Source organism: Actinacidiphila polyblastidii, from assembly GCF_036353415.1.
Classification (GTDB): domain Bacteria; phylum Actinomycetota; class Actinomycetes; order Streptomycetales; family Streptomycetaceae; genus Actinacidiphila; species Actinacidiphila polyblastidii.
In genome coordinates this window covers 137,217-158,158 of record NZ_JAZEWV010000013.1, presented here as the reverse complement: position 1 = coordinate 158,158, position 20,942 = coordinate 137,217, and the positions used below count along the sequence as shown (strand labels likewise).

16 protein-coding genes are annotated in these 20,942 nt (G+C 75.0%); 11 read left to right on the top strand and 5 right to left on the bottom strand.

The window, feature by feature from the left end:
* The first annotated feature begins 183 nt into the window (after positions 1-183).
* The 6 genes from V2S66_RS18285 (at position 184) to hypE (ending at position 6,431) form a co-directional block, all read left to right on the top strand.
* Complete coding sequence (locus V2S66_RS18285) at positions 184-603, top strand: hydrogenase maturation nickel metallochaperone HypA/HybF (protein ID WP_330796733.1); 420 nt, start codon at positions 184-186, stop codon at positions 601-603.
* 4 nt (positions 604-607) lie between these two features.
* Complete coding sequence (gene hypB, locus V2S66_RS18280; RefSeq protein WP_330796731.1) at positions 608-1,411, top strand: hydrogenase nickel incorporation protein HypB; 804 nt, start codon at positions 608-610, stop codon at positions 1,409-1,411.
* A 12-nt stretch (positions 1,412-1,423) separates the two neighbouring features.
* Positions 1,424-3,844 carry a carbamoyltransferase HypF gene (hypF, locus tag V2S66_RS18275; protein WP_330796730.1) on the top strand — a complete coding sequence of 807 codons (2,421 nt, stop codon included), beginning with the start codon at positions 1,424-1,426 and terminating at the stop codon, positions 3,842-3,844.
* 19 nt (positions 3,845-3,863) lie between these two features.
* The gene (locus V2S66_RS18270; protein WP_330796728.1) at positions 3,864-4,142 is read left to right on the top strand and encodes a HypC/HybG/HupF family hydrogenase formation chaperone; all 279 of its coding nucleotides are present in this window, start codon (positions 3,864-3,866) and stop codon (positions 4,140-4,142) included.
* Positions 4,139-5,272, top strand: coding sequence for a hydrogenase formation protein HypD (hypD, locus tag V2S66_RS18265; RefSeq protein ID WP_330796726.1), 1,134 nt, complete (start codon positions 4,139-4,141; stop codon positions 5,270-5,272). Before V2S66_RS18270 ends, hypD begins: the two co-directional genes overlap by 4 nt.
* Positions 5,273-5,435: 163 nt before the next feature.
* Positions 5,436-6,431, top strand: coding sequence for a hydrogenase expression/formation protein HypE (gene hypE, locus V2S66_RS18260; RefSeq protein WP_330796793.1), 996 nt, complete (start codon positions 5,436-5,438; stop codon positions 6,429-6,431).
* Positions 6,432-6,520: 89 nt separating this feature from the next.
* Here the strand turns inward: hypE and V2S66_RS18255 are convergent, their stop codons facing one another.
* The gene (locus V2S66_RS18255; RefSeq protein ID WP_330796725.1) at positions 6,521-8,113 is read right to left on the bottom strand and encodes a purple acid phosphatase family protein; all 1,593 of its coding nucleotides are present in this window, start codon (positions 8,111-8,113) and stop codon (positions 6,521-6,523) included.
* Positions 8,114-8,457: 344 nt separating this feature from the next.
* On the opposite strand from V2S66_RS18255, the gene V2S66_RS18250 reads away from it, so the two are divergent.
* Complete coding sequence (locus tag V2S66_RS18250) at positions 8,458-10,167, top strand: ricin-type beta-trefoil lectin domain protein (RefSeq protein WP_330796724.1); 1,710 nt, start codon at positions 8,458-8,460, stop codon at positions 10,165-10,167.
* A 102-nt stretch (positions 10,168-10,269) separates the two neighbouring features.
* Entirely contained in the window at positions 10,270-11,868 is a 1,599-nt protein-coding gene (locus V2S66_RS18245; RefSeq protein WP_330796722.1) for an MFS transporter, read from the top strand.
* Positions 11,869-12,099: 231 nt separating this feature from the next.
* On the opposite strand, the gene V2S66_RS18240 is transcribed toward V2S66_RS18245, so the two are convergent.
* The 3 genes from V2S66_RS18240 to V2S66_RS18230 form a co-directional block, all read right to left on the bottom strand.
* Positions 12,100-12,924, bottom strand: coding sequence for a hypothetical protein (locus V2S66_RS18240; protein WP_330796720.1), 825 nt, complete (start codon positions 12,922-12,924; stop codon positions 12,100-12,102).
* Between the two features lie 333 nt (positions 12,925-13,257).
* Complete coding sequence (locus V2S66_RS18235) at positions 13,258-15,210, bottom strand: LCP family protein (protein WP_461949946.1); 1,953 nt, start codon at positions 15,208-15,210, stop codon at positions 13,258-13,260.
* A gap of 330 nt (positions 15,211-15,540) precedes the next feature.
* Positions 15,541-15,852, bottom strand: coding sequence for a hypothetical protein (locus V2S66_RS18230; protein WP_330796718.1), 312 nt, complete (start codon positions 15,850-15,852; stop codon positions 15,541-15,543).
* A 285-nt stretch (positions 15,853-16,137) separates the two neighbouring features.
* Here V2S66_RS18230 and V2S66_RS18225 point away from each other — a divergent pair, with 285 nt between their 5' ends.
* From V2S66_RS18225 to V2S66_RS18215, 3 genes are all read left to right on the top strand, one after another.
* Positions 16,138-17,088 carry an ABC transporter substrate-binding protein gene (locus V2S66_RS18225; RefSeq protein WP_330796716.1) on the top strand — a complete coding sequence of 317 codons (951 nt, stop codon included), beginning with the start codon at positions 16,138-16,140 and terminating at the stop codon, positions 17,086-17,088.
* Between the two features lie 88 nt (positions 17,089-17,176).
* Positions 17,177-17,515 (top strand): DUF6191 domain-containing protein, encoded by a 339-nt coding sequence (locus tag V2S66_RS18220; protein ID WP_330796714.1) that lies wholly within the window; start codon positions 17,177-17,179, stop codon positions 17,513-17,515.
* A gap of 261 nt (positions 17,516-17,776) precedes the next feature.
* On the top strand, positions 17,777-19,210 hold the full coding sequence (locus V2S66_RS18215; protein WP_330796713.1) for a glucose-6-phosphate dehydrogenase: 1,434 nt from the start codon (positions 17,777-17,779) through the stop codon (positions 19,208-19,210).
* Between the two features lie 3 nt (positions 19,211-19,213).
* Here the strand turns inward: V2S66_RS18215 and V2S66_RS18210 are convergent, their stop codons facing one another.
* Complete coding sequence (locus tag V2S66_RS18210; protein WP_330796710.1) at positions 19,214-20,935, bottom strand: glycoside hydrolase family 9 protein; 1,722 nt, start codon at positions 20,933-20,935, stop codon at positions 19,214-19,216.
* Positions 20,936-20,942 lie beyond the last annotated feature (7 nt).

The window sequence follows — 20,942 nt, the reverse complement described above, 5'->3', positions numbered from 1 at the left end:
CGCGGCCCGAGCCAGGGGTCGGGCCGGGGCGGCGACGCGTCGGCAGGGCCGCGCGCATCGCGGCATCGCCGCCATCCGGATGAGGGCGGTGGCGATGGGCGGCGTGGCGGCGGGTGCGGGGGCGTGGTCGCCCCTGTACTGGTCACGCCCGGCGGACCGCGGGGCGCCTGCCGGGGAGTGACGATGCATGAGATGTCGATCGCGCTGGCCGTGATCGGCCAGATCGAGGATGTGGCGCGCGCCGAGGGCCGGTCGGGAGTCGAGACGGTCACCCTGCAGGTCGGTGAACTCGCCGGCGTCGTGCCCGACGCACTGGGCTTCTGCTTCCGACTCGCCTGCGACGGCACGCTCCTCGCCGGGGCGCGGCTGGTCACGCGGCCGGTGCCGGGACGCGCGCGGTGCGAGCCGTGCGCGCGGGAGTGGCCCACCGGGATGCCGCCCGACCTGTGCTGTTCCGGCTGCGGCGCGGCCGCGGCAGGACTGCTCTCCGGGCGCGAACTCCAGATCGCCGCCGTGCGCTGGGCGCCGGGCGGGGTGCCCGCCGCCGCCCGGGAGCCGCAGCAGCGGACTCGTCCGACACCCACCGTCCCCGAGGAGTCCTGAGACCATGTGCCGTGCCACCGACCTGCGCACCGCCGTGCTCGCCAAGAACGACCGCGGCGCCCAGCGGCTGCGGGCCGAACTCGCGGCCCGCGGGACCGTGTTGGTGAACCTGATGTCCAGCCCCGGCAGCGGCAAGACCGCGCTGCTCGAAGCCGAACTCGTCGCGGCCCGCCGGGACGGCGTGCCGGTGGCGGCGCTCACCGCGGACCTGGCGACGGAGAACGACGCGACACGGTTGGCGCGTTCGGGCGCGCCGGTGCGGCAGGTGCTCACCGACGGGCTCTGCCATCTGGAGACCGGCATGCTGCGCGGCCACCTCGACGGCTGGCTGCCGCCCGACACCCGGCTGCTGTTCGTGGAGAACGTCGGCAACCTCGTCTGCCCCGCCTCCTACGACCTCGGGGAGACGCTGCGGGTGGTGCTGGCCTCCGTCACCGAGGGCGAGGACAAGCCGCTGAAGTACCCGACGGCCTTCGGGCTCGCGCACCTGGTGGTCGTCACCAAGCACGACCTCGCGGAGGCGGCGGAGTTCGACCAGGACGCCTTCCTCGCGGCCGTCCGGCAGGTCAACCCCGGCGTGGAGGTCGTCTTCACCTCCGCGCGCCGGGGCAGGGGCGTCGGCCTGCTGCTGGAGCGCGCCCTCGCCGTCGCCGCGGGCGCGCGGGTGCACCGCCCGGTGATGGGCACCCCCCTGCACGGCCACCACCACGGCGCTGACGGGCACCAGGACCACGACGGCCCGGACCACGTCCACGACGGCCGGGAGCCGGGCGCGACGCACTCCCACCCGCACGCCTCCGCGCACTGACGCCCGCCGCCCATGAGCGTCGAGCCGGGCCCGGTACGGACCACGCCTCTCGTACGGCGCCGTGTCACGGTCCGCGGTGTCGTGCAGGGCGTCGGGTTCCGGCCGTACGTCTACGGCCTGGCCCGCGCACTGCGGCTGTCGGGTGAGGTGACGAACACCGGCGAGGGCGTCGTCGCCGAGGTCGAGGGCGCGGTGGCGGACGTCGCGGCCTTCTGCGAGCGGATCGGCGCGCAGGTCCCGCCGCTGGCCGTCGTCCAGTCCGTGCGCCACGAACCGCTCGCGCCGCGCGGCGGCGAGGGGTTCACCATCGCGCCGTCGCGGCCCGGCGGCCCGCGCCGCACCCTCGTCGCCCCCGACACCGCCACCTGCGCGGACTGCCTGGCCGAGATGTGCGATCCGGCGGACCGGCGGTACCGGCACGCCTTCATCACCTGCACCCACTGCGGGCCGCGCTTCACCATCGTCACCGGCCTGCCGTACGACCGCGCCAACACCACCATGGCCGGCTTCCCGATGTGCGCGGCCTGCGCCCGCGAGTACGCCGACCCCGGCGACCGGCGCTTCCACGCCCAGCCGGTGGCGTGCCACGACTGCGGGCCGCGGCTGCGGCTGGACACACCGCGCGGCGAGGGGACCGCGGCCGACCCGGTGGCCGCGGCCCGGGCGCTGCTGGCCGCCGGGGCGATCGTCGCCGTGAAGGGCCTCGGCGGCTACCACCTGGCGTGCGACGCGGCGAACCCGGCCGCCGTCGAGGCGCTGCGCCGGCGCAAGGCGCGCGGCGACAAGCCGTTCGCCGTGATGGCGGCGGACCCGGCCGACGTCGAGCCGCTGGTGCACCTGGACGCCGCCGAGCGCGCGCTGCTCACCGGGCGCCGGCGGCCGATCGTGCTGCTGCGCCGCCGCCGTGGGACCCTCGGCGGCGCGCTGCCCGGCGCGGTCGCCCCCGGCGGCGCCGACCTCGGCGTGATGCTGCCGTACACCCCGCTGCACCACCTGCTGCTCGGGCTGCCCGGCGACCCGCGGGGGCCGCGGCTGCTGGTGATGACCAGCGGCAACCGCGGCGGCGAGCCGATCGTGACCGACGACCGGGAGGCGCGTGAGCGGCTCGCCGGGCTCGCCGACGCCTGGCTGGGCCACGACCGGCCGATCCACGTGCCCTGCGACGACTCGGTGGTGCGGATCTGCGCCGGCGAGGAGCTGCCGGTGCGGCGCTCCCGGGGCTACGCGCCGTTCCCGCTGCCGCTGCCCTGCCCGGTGCCCCCCGCGCTCGCGGTCGGCGCCGACTTGAAGAACACGTTCTGCCTGGGCGAGGACCGCACGGCCTGGCTGTCCGCGCACGTCGGCGACATGGACGACCTGGCCACCCTCACCGCTTTCACGCGCGCCGAGCGGCAGTTGGAGGCGATCACCGGGGTCGCGCCGCGGCTGCTGGCGGCCGACCTGCACCCCGGCTACCGGTCCGTCCGGTGGGCGCGGCAGCACGCGCGGGGACGCCCGCTGCGGCAGGTGCAGCACCACCACGCGCACGTCGCCGCCGTCATGGCCGAGCACGGACTGGACGGCACACGCCCGGTGATCGGTGTCGCCTTCGACGGCACCGGCTACGGCGACGACGGGGCGGTGTGGGGCGGCGAGTTCCTGGTCGCCGACTACGACGGCTACCGGCGCGCCGCGCACCTGGCGTATGTGCCGCTGCCCGGGGGTGACGCCGCGGTGCGCCGCCCCTACCGGATGGCGCTGGCCCACCTGTGGGCCGCGGGGCTGCCCTGGCTGCCGGAGCTGCCGCCCGCCGCCGCCTGCCCTGACGACGAACGCCTCGCCCTGGCACGCCAGTTGGAGCGCGGGCTGAACTGCGTCCCCACCTCCGGCATGGGCCGGCTCTTCGACGCGATGGCGTCGCTCGCCGGGGTGTGCCAGCAGGCCGGGTACGAGGCGCAGGCCGCCGTCGAACTGGAGGCCGCCGCGTGGCGGGCCGGCGAGCCGGACGGCGCGTACACGTTCCTGCTGCGCGCCGCGGACGAGGAGCCGGGCCCCGCGGCGCCCGGCGCGGCACCTCGCACCGCCCGCGGCGACGGCCCGCTGCTGCTCGACCCGGCCCCGGTGCTCTCCGCCGCCCTCGCCGACGTGCGCGCCGGCGCCGGCGCGGAGGCCGTCGCGGCGCGCTTCCACGCCGGCCTGGCCCTGGCGGTGCGCCGCACGTGCGCCGCGCTGCGCGAGCGCACCGGGCTCGGCACCGTGGCGCTCAGCGGCGGCGTGTTCGCCAACGCGGTGCTGACGTCCGCGTGTTGCGAGGGACTGCGCGCGGACGGGTTCACCGTGCTGCGGCACCGGATGGTCCCGCCGAACGACGGCGGGCTGGCCCTCGGGCAGCTCGTGATCGCGGCCCGCGCCGCCGCTGCCGGCTCCGGCCGGGCGGCCCGGACCGACACCTAGCAACAGCGAGGAGAGCGGCATGTGCCTGGCAGTGCCCGGCAGAGTCCTGGAGATCGAGGAACGCGACGGTACCCGCATGGCGACCGTCGACTTCGGCGGCGTGGTGAAGGAGGTGTGCCTGGAGTACCTGCCGGACCTGCGGGTCGGCGAGTACACCATCGTGCACGTCGGGTTCGCGCTGCAGCGGCTCGACGAGGAGTCGGCGATGCGGACGCTGGCCCTGTTCGAGGAACTCGGCCTGCTTCAGGAGGAGTTCGGCGACCCGTGGGAGACGGCGCAGCGGGAGGCGCAGCGATGAGATACCTGGAGGAGTTCCAGGACCCCCGGCTGGCCCGGCGGCTGCTGGACGAGATCCGTGCGATCGTCACCCGGCCCTGGACGCTGATGGAGGTGTGCGGCGGCCAGACCCACTCGATCATCCGGCACGGCATCGACCAGCTGCTGCCGCAGGAGATCGAGCTGATCCACGGCCCCGGCTGCCCGGTGTGCGTGACGCCCCTCGAAGTCATCGACAAGGCCCTGGAGATCGCCTCCCGGCCCGGCGTCGTCTTCTGCTCCTTCGGCGACATGCTGCGGGTCCCCGGCACCGGCCGCGACCTGTTCCGGGTCAGGGCCGAGGGCGGCGACGTGCGGGTGGTGTACTCACCGCTCGACGCACTGCGGATCGCCCGGCAGAACCCGGACAGGGAGGTCGTCTTCTTCGGCATCGGCTTCGAGACCACCGCGCCGCCCAACGCCATGACGGTCCATCAGGCCCGCAGACTGGGCATCCGCAACTTCAGCCTGCTGGTCTCCCATGTGCGGGTGCCTCCGGCCATCGAGGCGATCATGACGTCGCCGCAGGCACGGGTGCAGGCGTTCCTCGCCGCCGGTCACGTGTGCAGCGTGATGGGCACCGGCGAGTACCCCGAGCTGGCCGAGCGCTTCGGGGTGCCGATCGTCGTCACCGGCTTCGAGCCGCTCGACATCCTGGAGGGCGTACGGCGCGCCGTGCACCAGCTGGAGAACGGCCGGCACACCGTGGAGAACGCCTACGCCAGGGCGGTCCGCGACGAGGGCAACCCCGCCGCGCGCGCCATGCTCGCCGACGTCTTCGAGACCACCGACCGGGCCTGGCGGGGCATCGGCACCATCCCCGGCAGCGGCTGGCGACTGGCCGAGCGCTACCGGGAGTTCGACGCCGAGCACCGCTTCTCCGTCACCGGCATCACCACCTGCGAGCCCGCCGGGTGCCGCAGCGGCGAGGTGCTGCAGGGGCTGCTCAAGCCGCACCAGTGCGAGGCGTTCGGCACCCTCTGCACGCCCCGCAACCCGCTCGGCGCGACCATGGTCTCCAGCGAGGGCGCCTGCGCCGCGTACTACCTCTACCGCCGGCTCGGCGGCACTCCCACAACCGCGCCGACCGTGGAGGCGAGCCCCGTTGGCTGACACCACCGACCTGAGCATGCCCCGCGCGGGGACCCCCGAGGACCGTGCGCCGCACCATCGCGTGCCGCAGGACCACACCCCCGACGGCGGCTCCGCCGTGCAGGCGCCGGACTTCTCAGGCTGGACCTGCCCGGCGCCGCTGCGCGACCATCCGCACATCGTGATGGGCCACGGCGGCGGCGGCGCGCTCTCCGCGGAGCTGGTCGAGCACATCTTCGCGCCGGCCTTCGGCAGCCCCTCCGGGGTGCTCGCCGAGCTGGGGGACTCGGCCGTGGTCACGCTGGGCGGCGCCCGGCTGGCCTTCTCCACCGACTCCTACGTGGTGCGGCCGCTGTTCTTCCCCGGCGGTTCCATCGGGGACCTCGCGGTCAACGGCACCGTCAACGACCTTGCCATGAGCGGCGCCCGGGCCGCCTACCTGTCCTGCGGGTTCATCCTGGAGGAGGGAGTCGCGACGGACGGCGTCGCCAGGGTCGCGCAGGCCATGGGCGACGCGGCCCGCCGCGCCGGGGTCGAGGTGGCCACCGGCGACACCAAGGTGGTGGAGTCGGGCCACGGCGACGGCGTGTACATCAACACCGCGGGGATCGGCCTGGTGCCCGCGGGCGTCGACATCCGGCCGCAACGGGCCGTCCCCGGCGACGTGGTGATCGTCAGCGGGCCGGTCGGCGCGCACGGCGTCGCCATCATGAGCGTGCGCGAGGGCCTGGAGTTCGGCAGCGCGGTGGAGAGCGACAGCGCGCCGCTGGGCGGCCTGGTCGAGGCGATGCTCGCGCAGACCCGGGACGTGCACGTGCTGCGCGACCCGACCCGCGGCGGGCTGGCCGCGTCGCTGAACGAGATCGCCGCGGCCGCCGGTGTGGGCGTGGTGGTCCAGGAGCGCAGCGTGCCGGTGCTGCCGGAGGTCGCCAACGCCTGCGCGATCCTCGGCCTGGACCCCTGGTACGTGGCCAACGAGGGCAAGCTCGTCGCCTTCGTGCCCCGCGAGCACGCCGACGCGGTGCTGGCGGCGATGCGCGCGCACCCGTACGGCGCCGAGGCCGTGGTCATCGGGGAGTGCGTGGCCGACCACCCGGGGATGGTCGTGGCGAGGACCGGGCTCGGCGGCACCCGCGTGGTGGACCTGCCGATGGGTGAGCAGCTGCCCCGGATCTGCTGACCCCGCACCCGGCACCCCGCACGGGGCGCGCGGTGCCCGCGCGGAGCCCCCCGGGTGTGTCCCGGAGCGGGCCCCGCGCGGGCTCGGCGTCAGCGTGCCCTGCGGGCCACCGTGAAGTGGTCGATGCGCTTGCCGGTCTCGGCGATCGCGGACACCGTCAGCGTCGACTCCCGCCCGCTGCGCGCCGGTTCGACGTCCACCGAGATGAACGAGTAACCGGTGTAGCGCACCCGCGACCAGTTCACCGTGTCGGTGACCTTGCCGCCGCCCTTGGCGGAGTGCCAGGTGGTGACGGTGTCCACCGGGTTCTCGCTGCCCTCGAAGGTGTCGGGGGCGGGGAAGTTGTAGAGGCTGCGGCCGGCGCCGCCGGCCGTGACGTAGACGGTGCCGTCGGTCGCGGGCCGGGTGGTGCCGCCGATCTCGACCGGGTGCGAGACGGCGCCGCCGCGGATCGCGTCGGTGCGCTCGTAGACGTGGTTGTGGCCGTTGACGACCAGGTCCACCTGGTGCTTCTCGAACAGCGGCACCCACTCCGCCTGCACGCCGCCGTCGGAGGCGTGCGCGTTGGTGGTGGAGTAGGCGCAGTGGTGGAAGAAGACCACCAGGAAGTCGATGCCCCGCTGCTTGCGGTAGGCGCCCAGGGTGCGGTCCAGCCACGCGGTCTGCTTGCCGCCGGTGATCCCGTAGTTGGCCGGGATCTCGTAGGACACGTCGTTGGCGTCCAGCGCGATCACCGCGGTGTTGCCGTACACGAAGGAGTAGGCGCCCGGCTGGTTCTTCGGGTCGTGGCCGTTGGCCGGCAGCGACCAGCGGGCCTCCTGGCCGCCGTAGCCGTTCGGCGAGTACCAGGCCTCCATGTCGTGGTTGCCGGTGGTCACCATCCACGGGACGCGCGCCGACACCGACTCGGTCTGCGCCAGGAACGAGTCCCAGGTGCGGGCGTCGTAGTCGCCGGAGTCGCTCTGCTGGCCCGAGCCGTCGGGGTCGGCGTAGCAGATGTCGCCCGCGTGCAGGTGGAAGGCCGGGTTCTGGGCCAGGATCAGCGAGTCGTTGGCCAGGGCGTGGTAGCTGACGCCCTGGTCGCCGAAGGCGGTGAAGGTGAAGCGCTCCGGGCGGGCCGGAGCGGTGGTGAAGGAGCCCACGGTGGCGAACGCGCCGGGCTGGGCCGGGTCGAAGCCGTCGTGCCCGACACCGTAGTAGTAGGTGGTGCCGGGACGCAGTCCGCCGATCGCGGCGTGCAGGTAGAACTGGTCGACCGGCGGCAGCTTGCTGTTGAGCAGCTGCGGGGTGTGCAGGTCGCGCACCTCGGCCTCGATCTTGTGGCTGAGCGACCACGGCTGCAGGCCGATCCGCACGAACGGCCGGCGCACCGCCAGCGGCACCTGCCACGAGATGGTGAACTCGCAGCGCGGGTCAGAGCCGAACTGCAGGTGCCGGCCGAACGGCGCCACCAGCGCGCCGTCGATGTGGTGGCCGGTCGCCGGGCGCGACAGCAGCGTCGGGCTCGCGGAGTCCGCGCGCGCCACCCCGCCCATCAGGCCGGACGCGGCGACCGCGCCGGCGGCCACCCCGCCCATGACCATCCGGCGACGCGTCAGTTTGGTCCGCAGGTACTCGTGTTGCTCGGCCATGCTCATCTTCGCGGCCAGCCTGGCGTCGATGCCCATCTCAGGTGTGTCCATGGGGCGAAACCTCCCATTGGCTCCCGACGCGGCGGTGACAGCGGAGTGAACGCCGGACGTCGCACAGCCTGCGAGCCGCGGCGCCGGCCCGGTCCCGCGTGCACGAAATCTTGAGCAGATGCTTGAAGATGCGCAAAACCTGGCCCTACGATGCATGGGCAATCATCGATGGCTCGCTCGTCTGCGCAGTTCTCACCCCCTCGGCCCGGTCGGCCCGCGGCCGCCCGCAGACGACCACCGTTCCACCCGGCACCCGCGCAGCCCGCACCGCCGCACACCCGCACCGCCGTACGCCCGCGCCTGCGGGCATCCCGCACGTCCCCTTCTCAGCAGAGGAGTTCCCCGTGCCACGACCCCGCCTCGCCCGCCTCCGCCCCCGCGCCGCGGCCACCGCCGTCGCCGCCGCGCTGCTGTGCCTGCCGCTCGGCACCGCGGGCACCGCCCACGCCTCGCCGACGGCCACCTCGGGCGACGGCCGGGCGCTCGCCGTCACCCCGCCGATGGGGTGGAACGACTGGGCCCACTACCAGTGCGGCGTCACCGAGCAGATCGTCACCGCCAACGCCGACGCCCTCGTCTCCTCCGGTCTGGCCGCCAAGGGGTACGACACGGTCACCGTCGACGACTGCTGGATGACGAAGGCGCGGGACACGAGCGGCGCCCTGGTCGCCGACCCGGTGAAGTTCCCGCACGGCATGGCCTGGCTGGGCTCGTACCTGCACGCGCGCGGCCTGAAGTTCGGGATCTACGAGGACGCCGGCTCCTCGACCTGCGGCGGCTACCCGGGCAGCGGGCGGCCGCAGGGCGGCGGCGCCGACCACTTCGCCAAGGACGCCGCCTCCTACGCCGCCTGGGGCGTGGACTATCTCAAGCTCGACGGCTGCAACGTGTACACCGCCGCAGGCCAGACCCAGGAACAGGCCTACCGCCAGGCGTACGACGCGCAGGCGGCGGCGCTGCGCGCCTCCGGGCGCGACATCGTGTTCTCCGAGTCGGCGCCCGCCTATTTCCAGAGCGGCGAGTGGGGGAACCCCACCTGGTTCGACGTGCTGTCCTGGACCGGCTCCGACGGCCAGCTGTGGCGCGAGGGCTGGGACGTGGCCACGTACGACCCCGCGCAGCCGAACGCCAGTCGCTGGTCGAGCGTGCTGTCCAACTACGGCTACGACCGCTGGATCGGCCGCTACGCCTCACCGGGCAACTGGAACGACCCGGACTTCCTCATCGCCGGCGCCGGCGGCCTCACCGACGACGAGTCGCGCAGCCAGGTCGCCCTCTGGTCGATGCTGGCCGCCCCGATGATCCTCTCCTCCGACGTCGCCGCGCTGACCCCCGCCGCCGCCTCGGCGCTCGGCGACCGCGACCTGATCGCCGTCGACCAGGACGCCCTCGGCCGGCAGGCCGGCGTGGTGTCCGCCAACGGCAGCACCGACGTGCTGGCCCGCCCGCTGGCCGGCGGCGACCGCGCCGTCGCCGTCCTCAACCGCACCTCCGCGGCCCGCAGCATCACCACCGCGCTGGCCGACGTGGGGCTGCCCGGCTGCACGGTGACCGCGAGGGACCTGTGGAGCGGCTCGACGTCGTCGGTCAGCAGCGCCCTGACGGCGACCGTGCCCGCCCACGGCACCGCGATCTGGCGGCTCACCCCCGGCGCCGGCTGCGCCGCGGCGGTCCCCACCGGGCAGCTGACCGGCAACGGCGCCAAGTGCGCCGACGTCACCGGCAGCGGCGCCGCCGACGGCACGCAGGTGATCCTGTACTCCTGCACCGGCAACGCCAACCAGCGCTGGACGCTGCCCGCCGACCGCACCGTGCGCTCCCTCGGCAAGTGCCTCACCGCCTCCGGCACCGCCGCGGGAAGCGCGGCGGTGCTGTCCGCCTGCACCGGCGCGGCCGCCCAGCAGTGGACCGCGGCCGCCGACGGCACTCTCGTCAACGCCGCCTCCGCGCTGTGCCTCGACGTCTACGGCGGCGGTACCGCGGACTCCACGAAGCTCGACACGTGGACCTGCGGCCACCTCCAGGCGAACCAGGTGTGGTCGCTGCCGCGCTGACCCGGGCGCGCTCCGCCCCGCCCGGCAGCGGGTTTGCCGCTGCCGGGTCCGGGCAGGTGCAGCGCACGCCGGACGGCGCACGGACAGCGGAAGGCTAGTGCCATGGCCGAAGACCCGACGGCCGCAGAGACGGCTCCTCAGGCGGCCGGAGCCCACGCAGCACCCGGTGCGGAACCGACAGCCCCGGGAGAGGTCCACCGATGGTGGACGCTGACCGCGGTCTGCGTCGGCACCTTCATGCTGCTGCTCGACATCACCATCGTGAACGTCGCGCTGCCCGACATCCAAAGAGAGCTGCACAGCAGCTTCTCCGACCTCCAGTGGGTCGTCGACGCCTATGCGCTGACCCTCGCCGCGGCGCTGCTGACCTGCGGTTCCCTCGCCGACCTGTTCGGCCGGCGGCGGCTGTACCTGATCGGCGTCACGGTGTTCTCCGGCGCGTCGTTGCTGTGCGGCCTGGCTGACGGGACGCTCTTCCTGGAGCTGGCACGCGGCGCGCAGGGCATCGGCGGCGCCATCATGTTCTCCGTCTCCCTCGCCCTGCTCGCGGAGACCTTCCGGGGCAAGGACCGCGGCGTCGCCTTCGGGATCTGGGGCGCGATCACCGGGCTCGCCGTCGCGGTGGGACCGGTCGTCGGCGGCGCCCTGACCTCGGGGCTCTCATGGCGGTGGATCTTCTTCGTCAACCTGCCGATCGGGCTGGCCGCGCTGGTGATCACCGTGACGCGGGTGCGCGAGTCGCGCGACCCCCGGCCGCGCTCCCCGGACTGGTGGGGCTTCGTCACCTTCACCGCGTCGCTGTCGTTCCTGGTCTTCGCGCTGATCAAGTCCAGCGACCGCGGTTTCACCGACACCCTGGTGCTCGGCTGCTTCGCCGCCGCCGCGGTGCTGCTCGCGGCGTTCCTGGCGGTCGAGATCGTCGGCCGGGAGCCGATGTTCGACCTCGGACTGTTCTCCAAGCCGACGTTCTCCGGCGGCTCGATCGCCGCCTTCGGCATGTCGGCGTCGATCTTCGCGATGTTCCTGTACCTGACGCTCTACCTCCAGGACGTGCTGGGCTACTCCGCGCTGGCCACGGGCATGCGGCTGCTGACGGCCTCGGGGGCGATCTTCGTGTGCGCCGCGGTGGCCGGCCGGCTCTCCTCGCGGGTCCCGGTACGGCTGCTCATCGGGCCCGGCGGCATCATCGTCGGCGTCGGCCTGCTGCTGATGCGCGGCCTCGACGCCCAGTCCGACTGGACCCACCTGGTGCCGGGGCTCATCGTCAGCGGCGTCGGCGTAGGGCTGATCAACCCGCCGCTCGCCTCCACGGCGGTCGGCGTCGTACAGCCCCGGCAGGCGGGCATGGCGTCGGGCATCAACTCCACCTTCCGCCAGGTCGGCATCGCCACCGGCATCGCGCTGCTCGGATCGCTGTTCGCCTCGCAGGTGCGGTCGGTGGTGACCGCGCGGCTGGCCGGCGTCCCGCACATCGACGGCCGGACGCCGCAGATCAGCGCGGCGCTCACCGACGGCCAGCTCTCCAAGGCGCTGGCCGGCCTGCCCCCGGCCCAGCGGGAGCCGGTCGCGCTCGCCGCGCGGTCGGCGTTCACCACCGGGCTCAACCACATCCTGCTCATCGCGGCGATCATCGCCTTCAGCAGCGGCGTGCTCTCGCTGCTGCTGATCCGCACCCGCGACTTCGTGTCGCCGTCCGACTGAACCGGTCGGCCCGCCGGGTTCCGCGGCGGCCCGGCGCCCGGCGCTTGGCGGCGGCGTCCGGCTGCGGGAGGCGTGGGCGGTCCGGCCGGCGCCGGGCATCGCCTGCCGCGCAGGGCGTCCCACGGCGGCGCCGTGCTGGCCGCCTCGACGCGCTCGCCCCCCAGTCGGCGCGGACGACCGGCCCGCACCCGGAGCGGCCGGGAAGGCCGCCCGCTCCCCGTGCCGGGGCGCTCACCGCGCCAGGACACTCATCAGGTGCCGGACCGTGCCGGGCAGGACGGCGCGCAGGTCGGTGGTGTCGGCGAGCGGGAGGCGGCTGGGTGAGCCGTCGGGCGGGGTCGGCGCGCCGGCGGACGCCTCCCACTGGTTCTCCGCGACGACGCTCAGCGTCACCACCGCGCCACCCTCCAGCACGCTCAGCGACTGCTCCGCCCTGGACGTGGTGAGGAAGGCGAGGTCGCCGAGGCCGGGCACGGGCCTGATCACCGCGCCGACGCCGGCCAGCCGCAGGTAGTCGGACGCTCCCGGCGCCGGGTCGGCCGCCCGCACGTGCACGGTGTCCTCGAACTCCGCCCGCGGATCGGTCGTCCTGTGCAGGTCGACGGTGACCGAGACGGTGTACTCGGTCTGCCGGCCGCCGCCCAGCGCCGCCGTGCCGAACAGCGAGCACGCGGCGTGGTCCACGCTGGTGCCGCGCCGCGTGACGCCGGGGTCCACGGTCAGGCTCCGGGCGGCGAGCGCGTCGGTGAGCGGCTGGAGGTTCTGCCCGGTGCACAGACCGCTCGGCAGCCGGTAGCCGTGCAGGTCGGGGGCCGCGTCACGGCGGTATCCGGCACCGTGCAGCACCGCGGCGCCCACCGCGCAGGCCACCACCGCGCCGCCCAGCCCCCACAGCCACGGCTGCCGCCCCGGTACCCGGCGCTCCCGCGACGGAGCGTCGTCGCTGCTCAGCAGGTCGGGTCCGACCGGCTCCCGCGGATGCTCCATCTCCGGCTCGGTGATCACACCGGTTCCCCCCTCCGCCGCCCGGTCGTCGGGCAGGGCGCTGCCCATCATGACGCAGACCGCAGGAGGCCCGGCACCCCGCGGGCGACGGGCGAACCCGGGGCCAGCCGCATGGACGGGAGCGCCAGGCGGGGGAGCCGGAGCCGACGCCCCGCGCCGGCGCTGTGAAGCGCCAGCGCCGCGCCGCCGGCAGCGCCGCGGGGCGTGCGCCTGGTGGGGTCCGTCGTCGAAGGTCAGTGACAGGTACGAGCCGGCCAGGAGCGTGGTGTCCACGGCGGCCGCGACCGGCCGGTGGCCGCGTGCGCTGCACTCACGGCGGTCTCCCTTCGGGTCAGGCATGACCCTGCGGCGCGCCGCTCGGAAAGTTCCGGTCGGGCGGCCGGATCAGGCGTCGGAGTCCGGCTTGGTGCGGGCGTCCGCGTACGCCTGGCTCGGGGTCATCGGGATGCCGTTGATCGCGACCGTCCTGTAGCGGCTGACCTTCGCGCAGCTCTTGGACTGGTCGGCGGTCTGCGCGTGGGAGCCGCCGAGAGCCGTCTTGGTGTCGGCCGGCGGCGGCGTGCTCTTGCCGCCGGGGAAGGTGGTGCCGGACTGCCAGTCCGCGCCGATCACCAGGGTGAGCCCGGCGGTCGTGCCCTGCTTGAGGTGCGAGGAGGCGAGTCCGAGCGTGCGCGCCACGGTCTGCGCCTCGCCCTGTCGGCCGGGACCGTAGGTGAGCGTGGTGGTGGCCGCCGGCGCGGGGGCGTTGCCGCCCGCGGTGGCCGGGTTGAAGCCCTTGCCGGTCAGTTCCTCCACGATGGTCGACGCCCGGCCGGAGATGCCGGTGCCGTTCTGCACGTCCACGGTGATCTGCGCGGCGGGGACGGCGGTCGCGGTGGGAGCCGCGGTCGCCGCGGCCGCCGCCGACGTGGCGCCGGTGGCCGTGGTGAGCGACTGGTCGCCGGCGATCGTGGCGAAGAGCGTCTTCGCGCCGGCGCCGACGACGACCCGGTTGGCGTCAGCCGGATCGGCCGCGGTCTGCATGGTGGTGAAGGTGATCCGCTTGGAGGGCACCTTGTTGAGGTCGTCGGCCAGGCCGATCAGCTTCTTGACGCTGCCGAGGCCCGTGTCGACGGTCAGCGCCTTGGTGGCGGCGTCCGCCAGGTGGTAGACCGCGGTCGGGTTGGTCAGCGTGCCCGCGCTCTTGAACTTGCGGATCAGCGAGCTGAGGTAGATGTGCTGCGCGTAGGTGCGGCCGAGGTCGCTGCCGTCGCCGAAGCCGTGCCGCGAGCGCAGGAACTCCAGCGCCGCGACGCCCTTCAGGGTGTGCGTGCCCTGGGAGAGCTTGAGGTGCGAGTAGGTGTCGTACACGTTCGCGTCGACGCACACCGACACGCCGCCCACCGCGTCGGACATGTCCACGACGCCGGAGAAGTCGACCTGCACGAAGTGGTCGATGGGGATGTCGGTCAGCTTGTGGACGGTCGCCACCTGGCACGCCTGCCCGTACGCGAGGGCGCTGTTGATCATGCCGTGGTAGCCGGGGGTGGAGGCGCCGGTCTTGGGGTTGCTGCAGGAGGGCACGTCGGTCTCGGTGTCGCGCGGGATGCTCATCACCGTGGCGTTGGACCGGTCGGCGGAGATGTGCACCACCATCTCCACGTCCGCGTTCTGCCCGGTCTGGACGCCGGTCTTGGAGCAGCCGCCGCCGAGCTTGCAGTCGGCGGCGCTGGTGCGCCCGTCGCTGCCCATCACCAGCAGGTTGATGGGGGTCCTGCCGAAGGCGTCCGCCTTCTCCTGCCCCGCGCTGTTCTTGCCCGCGCCGTCGGTCAGCGACACGCTGGTGATGTTGCCGTTCAGGTGCTGGTAGAACCAGTAGCCGACGCCCGCGGTGGCCAGCACCAGTACGGCGGTGGCGATCGACGCGATCTTCAGGAACCTGCGTATGCCGGTGCTCTTCTTGGCCCTTCGGCTGCCGCGCCGCCGCGAGCCGCGCGCGGCCTGGGCGCGCGCCGCCGCGCGGCCGCCGGGAACGGGCGCGGCCGCGGAACCCGACGCCGACGCGTCGGGCGCGTCCGCGTCGTAGGGACCGGAACCGTGCGGGCCGGAGTGGCGGGGCGCGGCGTCCTGCCGGTCCTCGCGGTACGGACCACCCGGACCGCCCTGATACGGACCGCCCTCGTACCGCCCGCGGTCGTCGTGGGGACCGCCGCCCTGGGACGGGTCGCCGTACGGTGACCCGCCGTAGGAGCCGTCGCCGTACGGACCCGGGCCGCCCGTGCCGGTGCGCGGGCGCGGCGGCCGGGACGCCTGGTCCTGCGGGCCGCGCGGGACGGGGCCGCCCCAGGGGTCCGTCATCTCCCACTCCCTCGCTCGGGCAGCCCTCACGAGGCGTGCGGCCGGATGGAACAGTGCGGAGCGGCTGCTCCACCCTGGTGTCGGGGTTGCGCAATGCGGCAAGAGTAGGACATGGCCCTGTGGGCTCCCCACCTGCCGGGAGGAGCGCACACGGCCACCCGCACATCCCGGACGCAGGCCCGGCATGCGACGTCTACGTCCTGGTAGACGGAGGTGGGCCCCCGATGGTTCCGGCCGCGGCTCTCGTCACCTGTGCGCCACGTCACACCCTCGGCCGGAGGCGGGCGCCGCCGTTCGCCGGGCTGCCGGCCCCCTGGTGTGCGGGGGACGTCACACCGGCGGGATCAGGTGGGGCGCGCCGCGGCCCGCCGCGTCGTGCGCGGCCTCCAGCAGCCGGTCCGCGCCCGCCGCGCGCAGGGCGGCCAGCGCCAGCGGCCCGCGCACCGAGACGGTCAGCTCGACCCCGAGGTCGACGGCCTCGCGTTCGGCCTGCAGCAGCACCCGCACCGTGGCGTCGGTGACATGGGCGTGCAGCAGCACGATGCGCAGCGCACCGTCGCACATCGCCATCGCGTCGCCCAGCAGGTCCTGGACGCCTGTGCCGTTGTCCGCACAGATCCGCTCCGCGACGACCAGAGTCATCGATTCCGCGTAGTCGTACGGCGGCCGGTCCACGAGACACCTCACCTGGGCCTGGGGGAAAGCCTGTGAGCTGCATCCTGCCCAGGCCGATCCGCCGTCAGACTAACCACGGCCGTGCTTCCTCCGCCCGTGCGCCACGCCGGGCCCCGGCCAGGTCAGCCGGATCGCACCCTTGCCCCGGGCGGTGCGCGGGCGGAGGCTGGCGGGGGTCCGGGCTTCGGCCCAGGTGCCGGGGCTCCGGCGCGCACGCGCGGGACGGGCAGGGACGGTGTGGGGGAGGACGGCATGGCCTTCGAAGAGCCGGGGCGGCGGACGCGACGGCCCGAGGAGTCGGCACGGCCGGAGAAGTCCGGCGCGTGCGAACCGACCGGGAACGCATGGGAGTTCACCGACGACCGGGGCGTACGGGTGAGCGGCGGCAGCCGGCGGTCGCCGCGGATCGTGGCCTATGTACGGGCCGGCGCCGCGCTCGACGCGTACGGCCTCACGCCGGTGGCGGTCTACGGATCGGGCCACGACAGCGCCACGGTGCCCGATCCCGCCAAGGCGGGATCGCTGGGCCCGACGGTCGGATACCTCGGCGTGGGCGCGCGGTTGGACGCGGCGGGCCTGGCCGCGCTGGCGCCCGACCTGCTCGTCGACGTCACCTACGACGGCAGGACCCCGTACGCGGTGGGCGAGGAGCCGGCGACGGCGGCGGAGGTCCCGCTCGCGGTGCTCGGCGTCGGCGCGGGCACCACGCTGGAGGGCATCGTGGGCCGCTTCGCCGCACTCGCCGCGGCGCTCGGCGGCAGCGCCCGGGGCGCGGCCGGCGAGTGGGCCGCGGCGCGGCGCGAGCTGGGCGCGGCGGTGGCCGGGGCCGCCCGGCCGCCGCGGGTCCTGGTGCTCTCCGCGGCCGGCCCGGAGCAGGTCCACATCGCCCGTCCCGACGCCTGGCCCGAGCTGTGCCACCTGGCCGCGCTCGGCGTCGACCTGGTGCGCCCCCTTCCGGCGTCCGGAGTCAACTGGCTGACCACCGACTGGGAGCACGCCCTCACCCTCGGTGCCGGCGCGGATCTCGTCCTCGCCGACAGCAGGGCCCACGCCACCGCGCCCGCCGTGCTCGCGGCACTCCCGGCCTGGCAGCGGCTCACCGCCGCCGCGACGGTTCTCCCGTGGAATCCCGAACTGCCGCCCGCGCCGGGGGCCTGCGCGCACTTCCTGCGGGAGGTGGCCGCCGCGGTCGGCGTGCGTTGACTTCACGTGCCCGTACGGTCGCGTTCGGTGCTCCCGCGCCGGTGGTGCAGCGCCGCCGTGGGAACGGCGACCGGCGGGCGTAGCCTGAATGGGTCAGCGCCGTTTCACCCGGGAGGCCGCGATGTTCAACCTCATCGACGAGTTGTTCGTGCCGGGCCGCAAGCACACCGAGGACGAGCGCAACCGGCTGGCACTGACCCGCGAGGAGGAGGGCAGCAACGATCCCGCGCGCGGCCCGATAGACCTCGCCTCCGGCACGGTCACGATCCGCCCGCCGCGCCGCGACCAGGACGCCGCCCCCGGGGCGGCCGGCAGCGCGACGCCCGACGGACCGGCGGCCGCACCCGGCGCCGTCGGCCCCGGCGCGGAACCGACCGCCTCCGGCGGCACCGCGGCCTCCGTACCGCGCCCCGGCGCTCCGGCCTAGCGTCCGCCGTCCGGACCGCGCGCCGGGCGACGCGCCGCCGCGCAGCTCCGGGCCACAGGCCCCGGCTCCCTCACCGCCCTCGCCCGGCCTTCACCTCCTGCGGGTGAATGTCGGGCTCTCCGCATGTCCCGCGGACGAACCGGCGGTCCCCGCCGCGATCCTGGTCCGCGACGGGCGGCGGCCGACGGCCGGCCGTGTGCCGCGGCGGATCGGGGGCACCCGGTACCCGGCACGTCTCTGGCGCCGAAGGAGAGCACGACGATGACGGACGGCGACGCCCACGGGGCGAAGGACCTGCTGGTGGTCTTCGGCATCACCGGAGACCTGGCCCGCAAGATGACGCTGCGCGCGCTCTACCGGCTGGAGCGCAGGCAGCTGCTCGACTGCCGCGTCATCGGGGTGGCCAGCACCGAGATGAGCACCGCGCAGCTGGTGGAGCACGCGCGCACAGCCGTCGCGGACTCCGGCGAGACCCTGGACGACGCGGTCTTCCGGCGCTTCGCCGACCGGCTGACGTACGTGCACGGCGACGTCCTGGACGACGCCCTGTACGCGCGGATCGCCGATGAGGTCGGCCCCGGCGCCAAGCCCCTGTTCTACCTGGAGATGCCCCCCGCGCTGTTCGGGCCGATCGTGGAGCACCTGGGCGCGGCCGGCCTGCTGCGGGACGCCAGCGTGGCGGTGGAGAAGCCGTTCGGGCACGACCTGGCCTCGGCGCGGGAGCTGAACGCCCGGCTGCGCGCCCTGCTCGACGAGGACCAACTGCTGCGCGTGGACCACTTCCTGGGCAAGGAACCGGTCATCGAGCTGGAGTACCTGCGGTTCGCGAACCCCGCGCTGGCCGGACTGTGGGACCGCGGCAGCGTGTCCGCGGTGCAGATCACCATGGCCGAGGACTTCGGCGTCGAGGACCGCGGGAAGTTCTACGACGCGGTCGGCGCGCTGCGCGACGTGGTGCAGAACCACCTCCTCCAGGTGCTCGCCCTGGTCGCCATGGAACCGCCCGCCGGGGCGGACGCGGACAGCCTGCGCGACAAGAAGGCCGAGCTGCTCAAGGCGGTGCGGGCGGTCGACCCCGCGCAGTGCGTGCGCGGCCAGTACGACGGCTACCGGCAGATTCCGGGCGTGGCCCACGACTCGCAGACCGAGACCTTCGTCGCGCTGCGGCTGGAGATCGACAACTGGCGCTGGGCCGAGGTCCCGTTCTTCCTGCGGGCCGGCAAGAACATGCCGGTGCGGGCCACCGAGGTGCGGCTGATGCTGCGCCGCGCCCCGCGGCTGCCCTTCCTGCCCTCGCCCGCCCAGGCCGAGCGGAACCAGATCGTGCTGCGGATCGACCCGGACCCCGGACTGCGGCTGCAACTCGTCGCCCAGGACGGCGAGTCCTGGCGCCCGGTGCACCTCGACGCCTCCTTCGCCCGCGACCTCGGCGAGCCGCTGGAGCCGTACGAGCGGCTGCTGCACAGCGCCCTGGCCGGCGAGCACAGCCTGTTCACGCGAGAGGACAGCGTCGAGGAGTCCTGGCGCATCGTGCAGCCGCTCATCGACGCCCCGCCGCCGCTGCACTCCTACCAGCCCGGCTCGCTGGGGCCGGCCGAGGCGCAGCAGCTGCTGCACGGCCACCCCGGCTGGCACCAGCCGTGGACGGGCAGCGACGGCAAGCAGCCCGGCGGCCCGGCCGGCCCGGGGCGCTGACGGTCAGCGGGCGGCGGCCGCCGCGAGCAGGAACCAGCCGGCGTGCGGGATCCACTGCTCGGCCCACCGCCACGACTCGCCCTGCGGGGCGTCGCCGGGCAGGAAGGCGAGGTCCTCCTCGTCGCTCCAGCCCGAGGTGATCCCGTTGACGATGCCGCCGGGCAGGTTGGGGAAGTCCGAGGCGTAGTCGACGTTGTTGCGGCCACGGCCCTGGAGCATGGAGGCGTCGAAAGGGTTGCGGCCGGTGATCCACGCCAGCTGGTCGTCGGCGAAGCCCAGCAGGCGCTCCCGGTCGGCCGGGGCGACGCCGTCCGCGGCGGCGCAGAAGGAGGCGGCCGCGCTGAGCGAGGCGAGGGCGGCGTTCTCGCCCTGCCACCAGTAGCCGGTCTCGTTGGCGTGCGGGAAGAAGAACGCGTCGCGGTCCTCGCCGCCGGCCGGCCGCACCCGCTGCCGCGGATGGCCGAAGGGGTTGGGCACGGCCGCGGTGCGGGTCAGCGTGTCGAGCATCGCGCGGACCGCGCAGCTCATGGCCGCCGCGGCCTCCGGCGCGTCCGGCAGGACGGCGGCGAAGCGCAGCAGGGCGAGCACCGGCAGTCCCGGCTCCACCGCGTGGAAGAACGGGCGCCCTTCCGCGTCCGCGGTGAACCAGCCGGGCCGGCCGCCGCCGGGGCGGACGTACCGGGCCGTCAGCGACCGCGCCCGGCGCCGCGCCGCGGCCTCCACCCCAGCCTCCACCGGGGCGCCCGCCGCGACGAGTTCGCAGGCGGCGAGGAGCGCCGCGTAGTCGTCGACCACCGACTCGGCGCCGTCGTGCAGGTACTCCGCGTTGTGCGCCTCCAGGTGGGCGAAGCCGCCCAGGGCGGCGTCCAGATAGGCGTCCGCGGCGAAGTCGCCGTGGTCGCCGAGCCCGGCGGCGCGGGCCAGCGCGGCGATCGCCAGACCGCCGCCCTGGCGGTAGCCGGCCTGGTAGCGGTCGGTGCGCACGCACTCCGGCAGCGGCGCGGTGACCAGCCGCTCGTCGAGCCGCTTGGTGAGCGCGTCGAAGACGCCGGTGTAGAAGTAGCCCTCAGGGGCGCGGAAGCGGACCAGGAAGTCGGCGCCCCACAGCGCCTCGTCGCGCAGCCTGGCGCCCAGCGCGCGGAGCAGCGCCGGATGCCGGTCGGTGAGCGCGTCGCGGGCCGCCGCCATGGCCCACGCGCACAGCGGGATCTGCTGCGGGCTCATGGTGCGGGTGTACGTGAGGTGGCTGAGGAACTTGCTCGGGTCGCCGCTGGCGTCGAGCCAGCCGCCGCTCGCGTCGACGGTGCGCCCGCTCCTGTCGCCCCACAGCGCCGCGTGCCGGTCCTTGCGGTCGAGCTCGCCGCTGGACCGCATCGCCCGGAAGTACGCGAGGACGTCCGACATGGTCTGCCGCTGCAGCCGGTCCTCCGCGATCACGAACGGCTCGCTGGCGCAGCCGCGGCCACGGCCGTCCACCAGCCGCACGGTGTACGTCCCCGGCGGCAGGCCGCGGGGGAGCGGCACCCGCGCGAACGGGCCGGCCCGCCAGCCGGGTACGGAGCGCGCCGGCTCCGGCGCGAGCGGCCGCGGACCGCCGGGGCCGAGCAGCACGCACTCGCGCGGCGCGGCGCCGTCCGGCAGGACCGCGCCCACCGCCTTCGACGCGGAGAGGCCGTACCCCAGGTGGGCGGTGAGGATCGTCGGCGAGCCGTCCGTCGCGGGCACCTTGCGG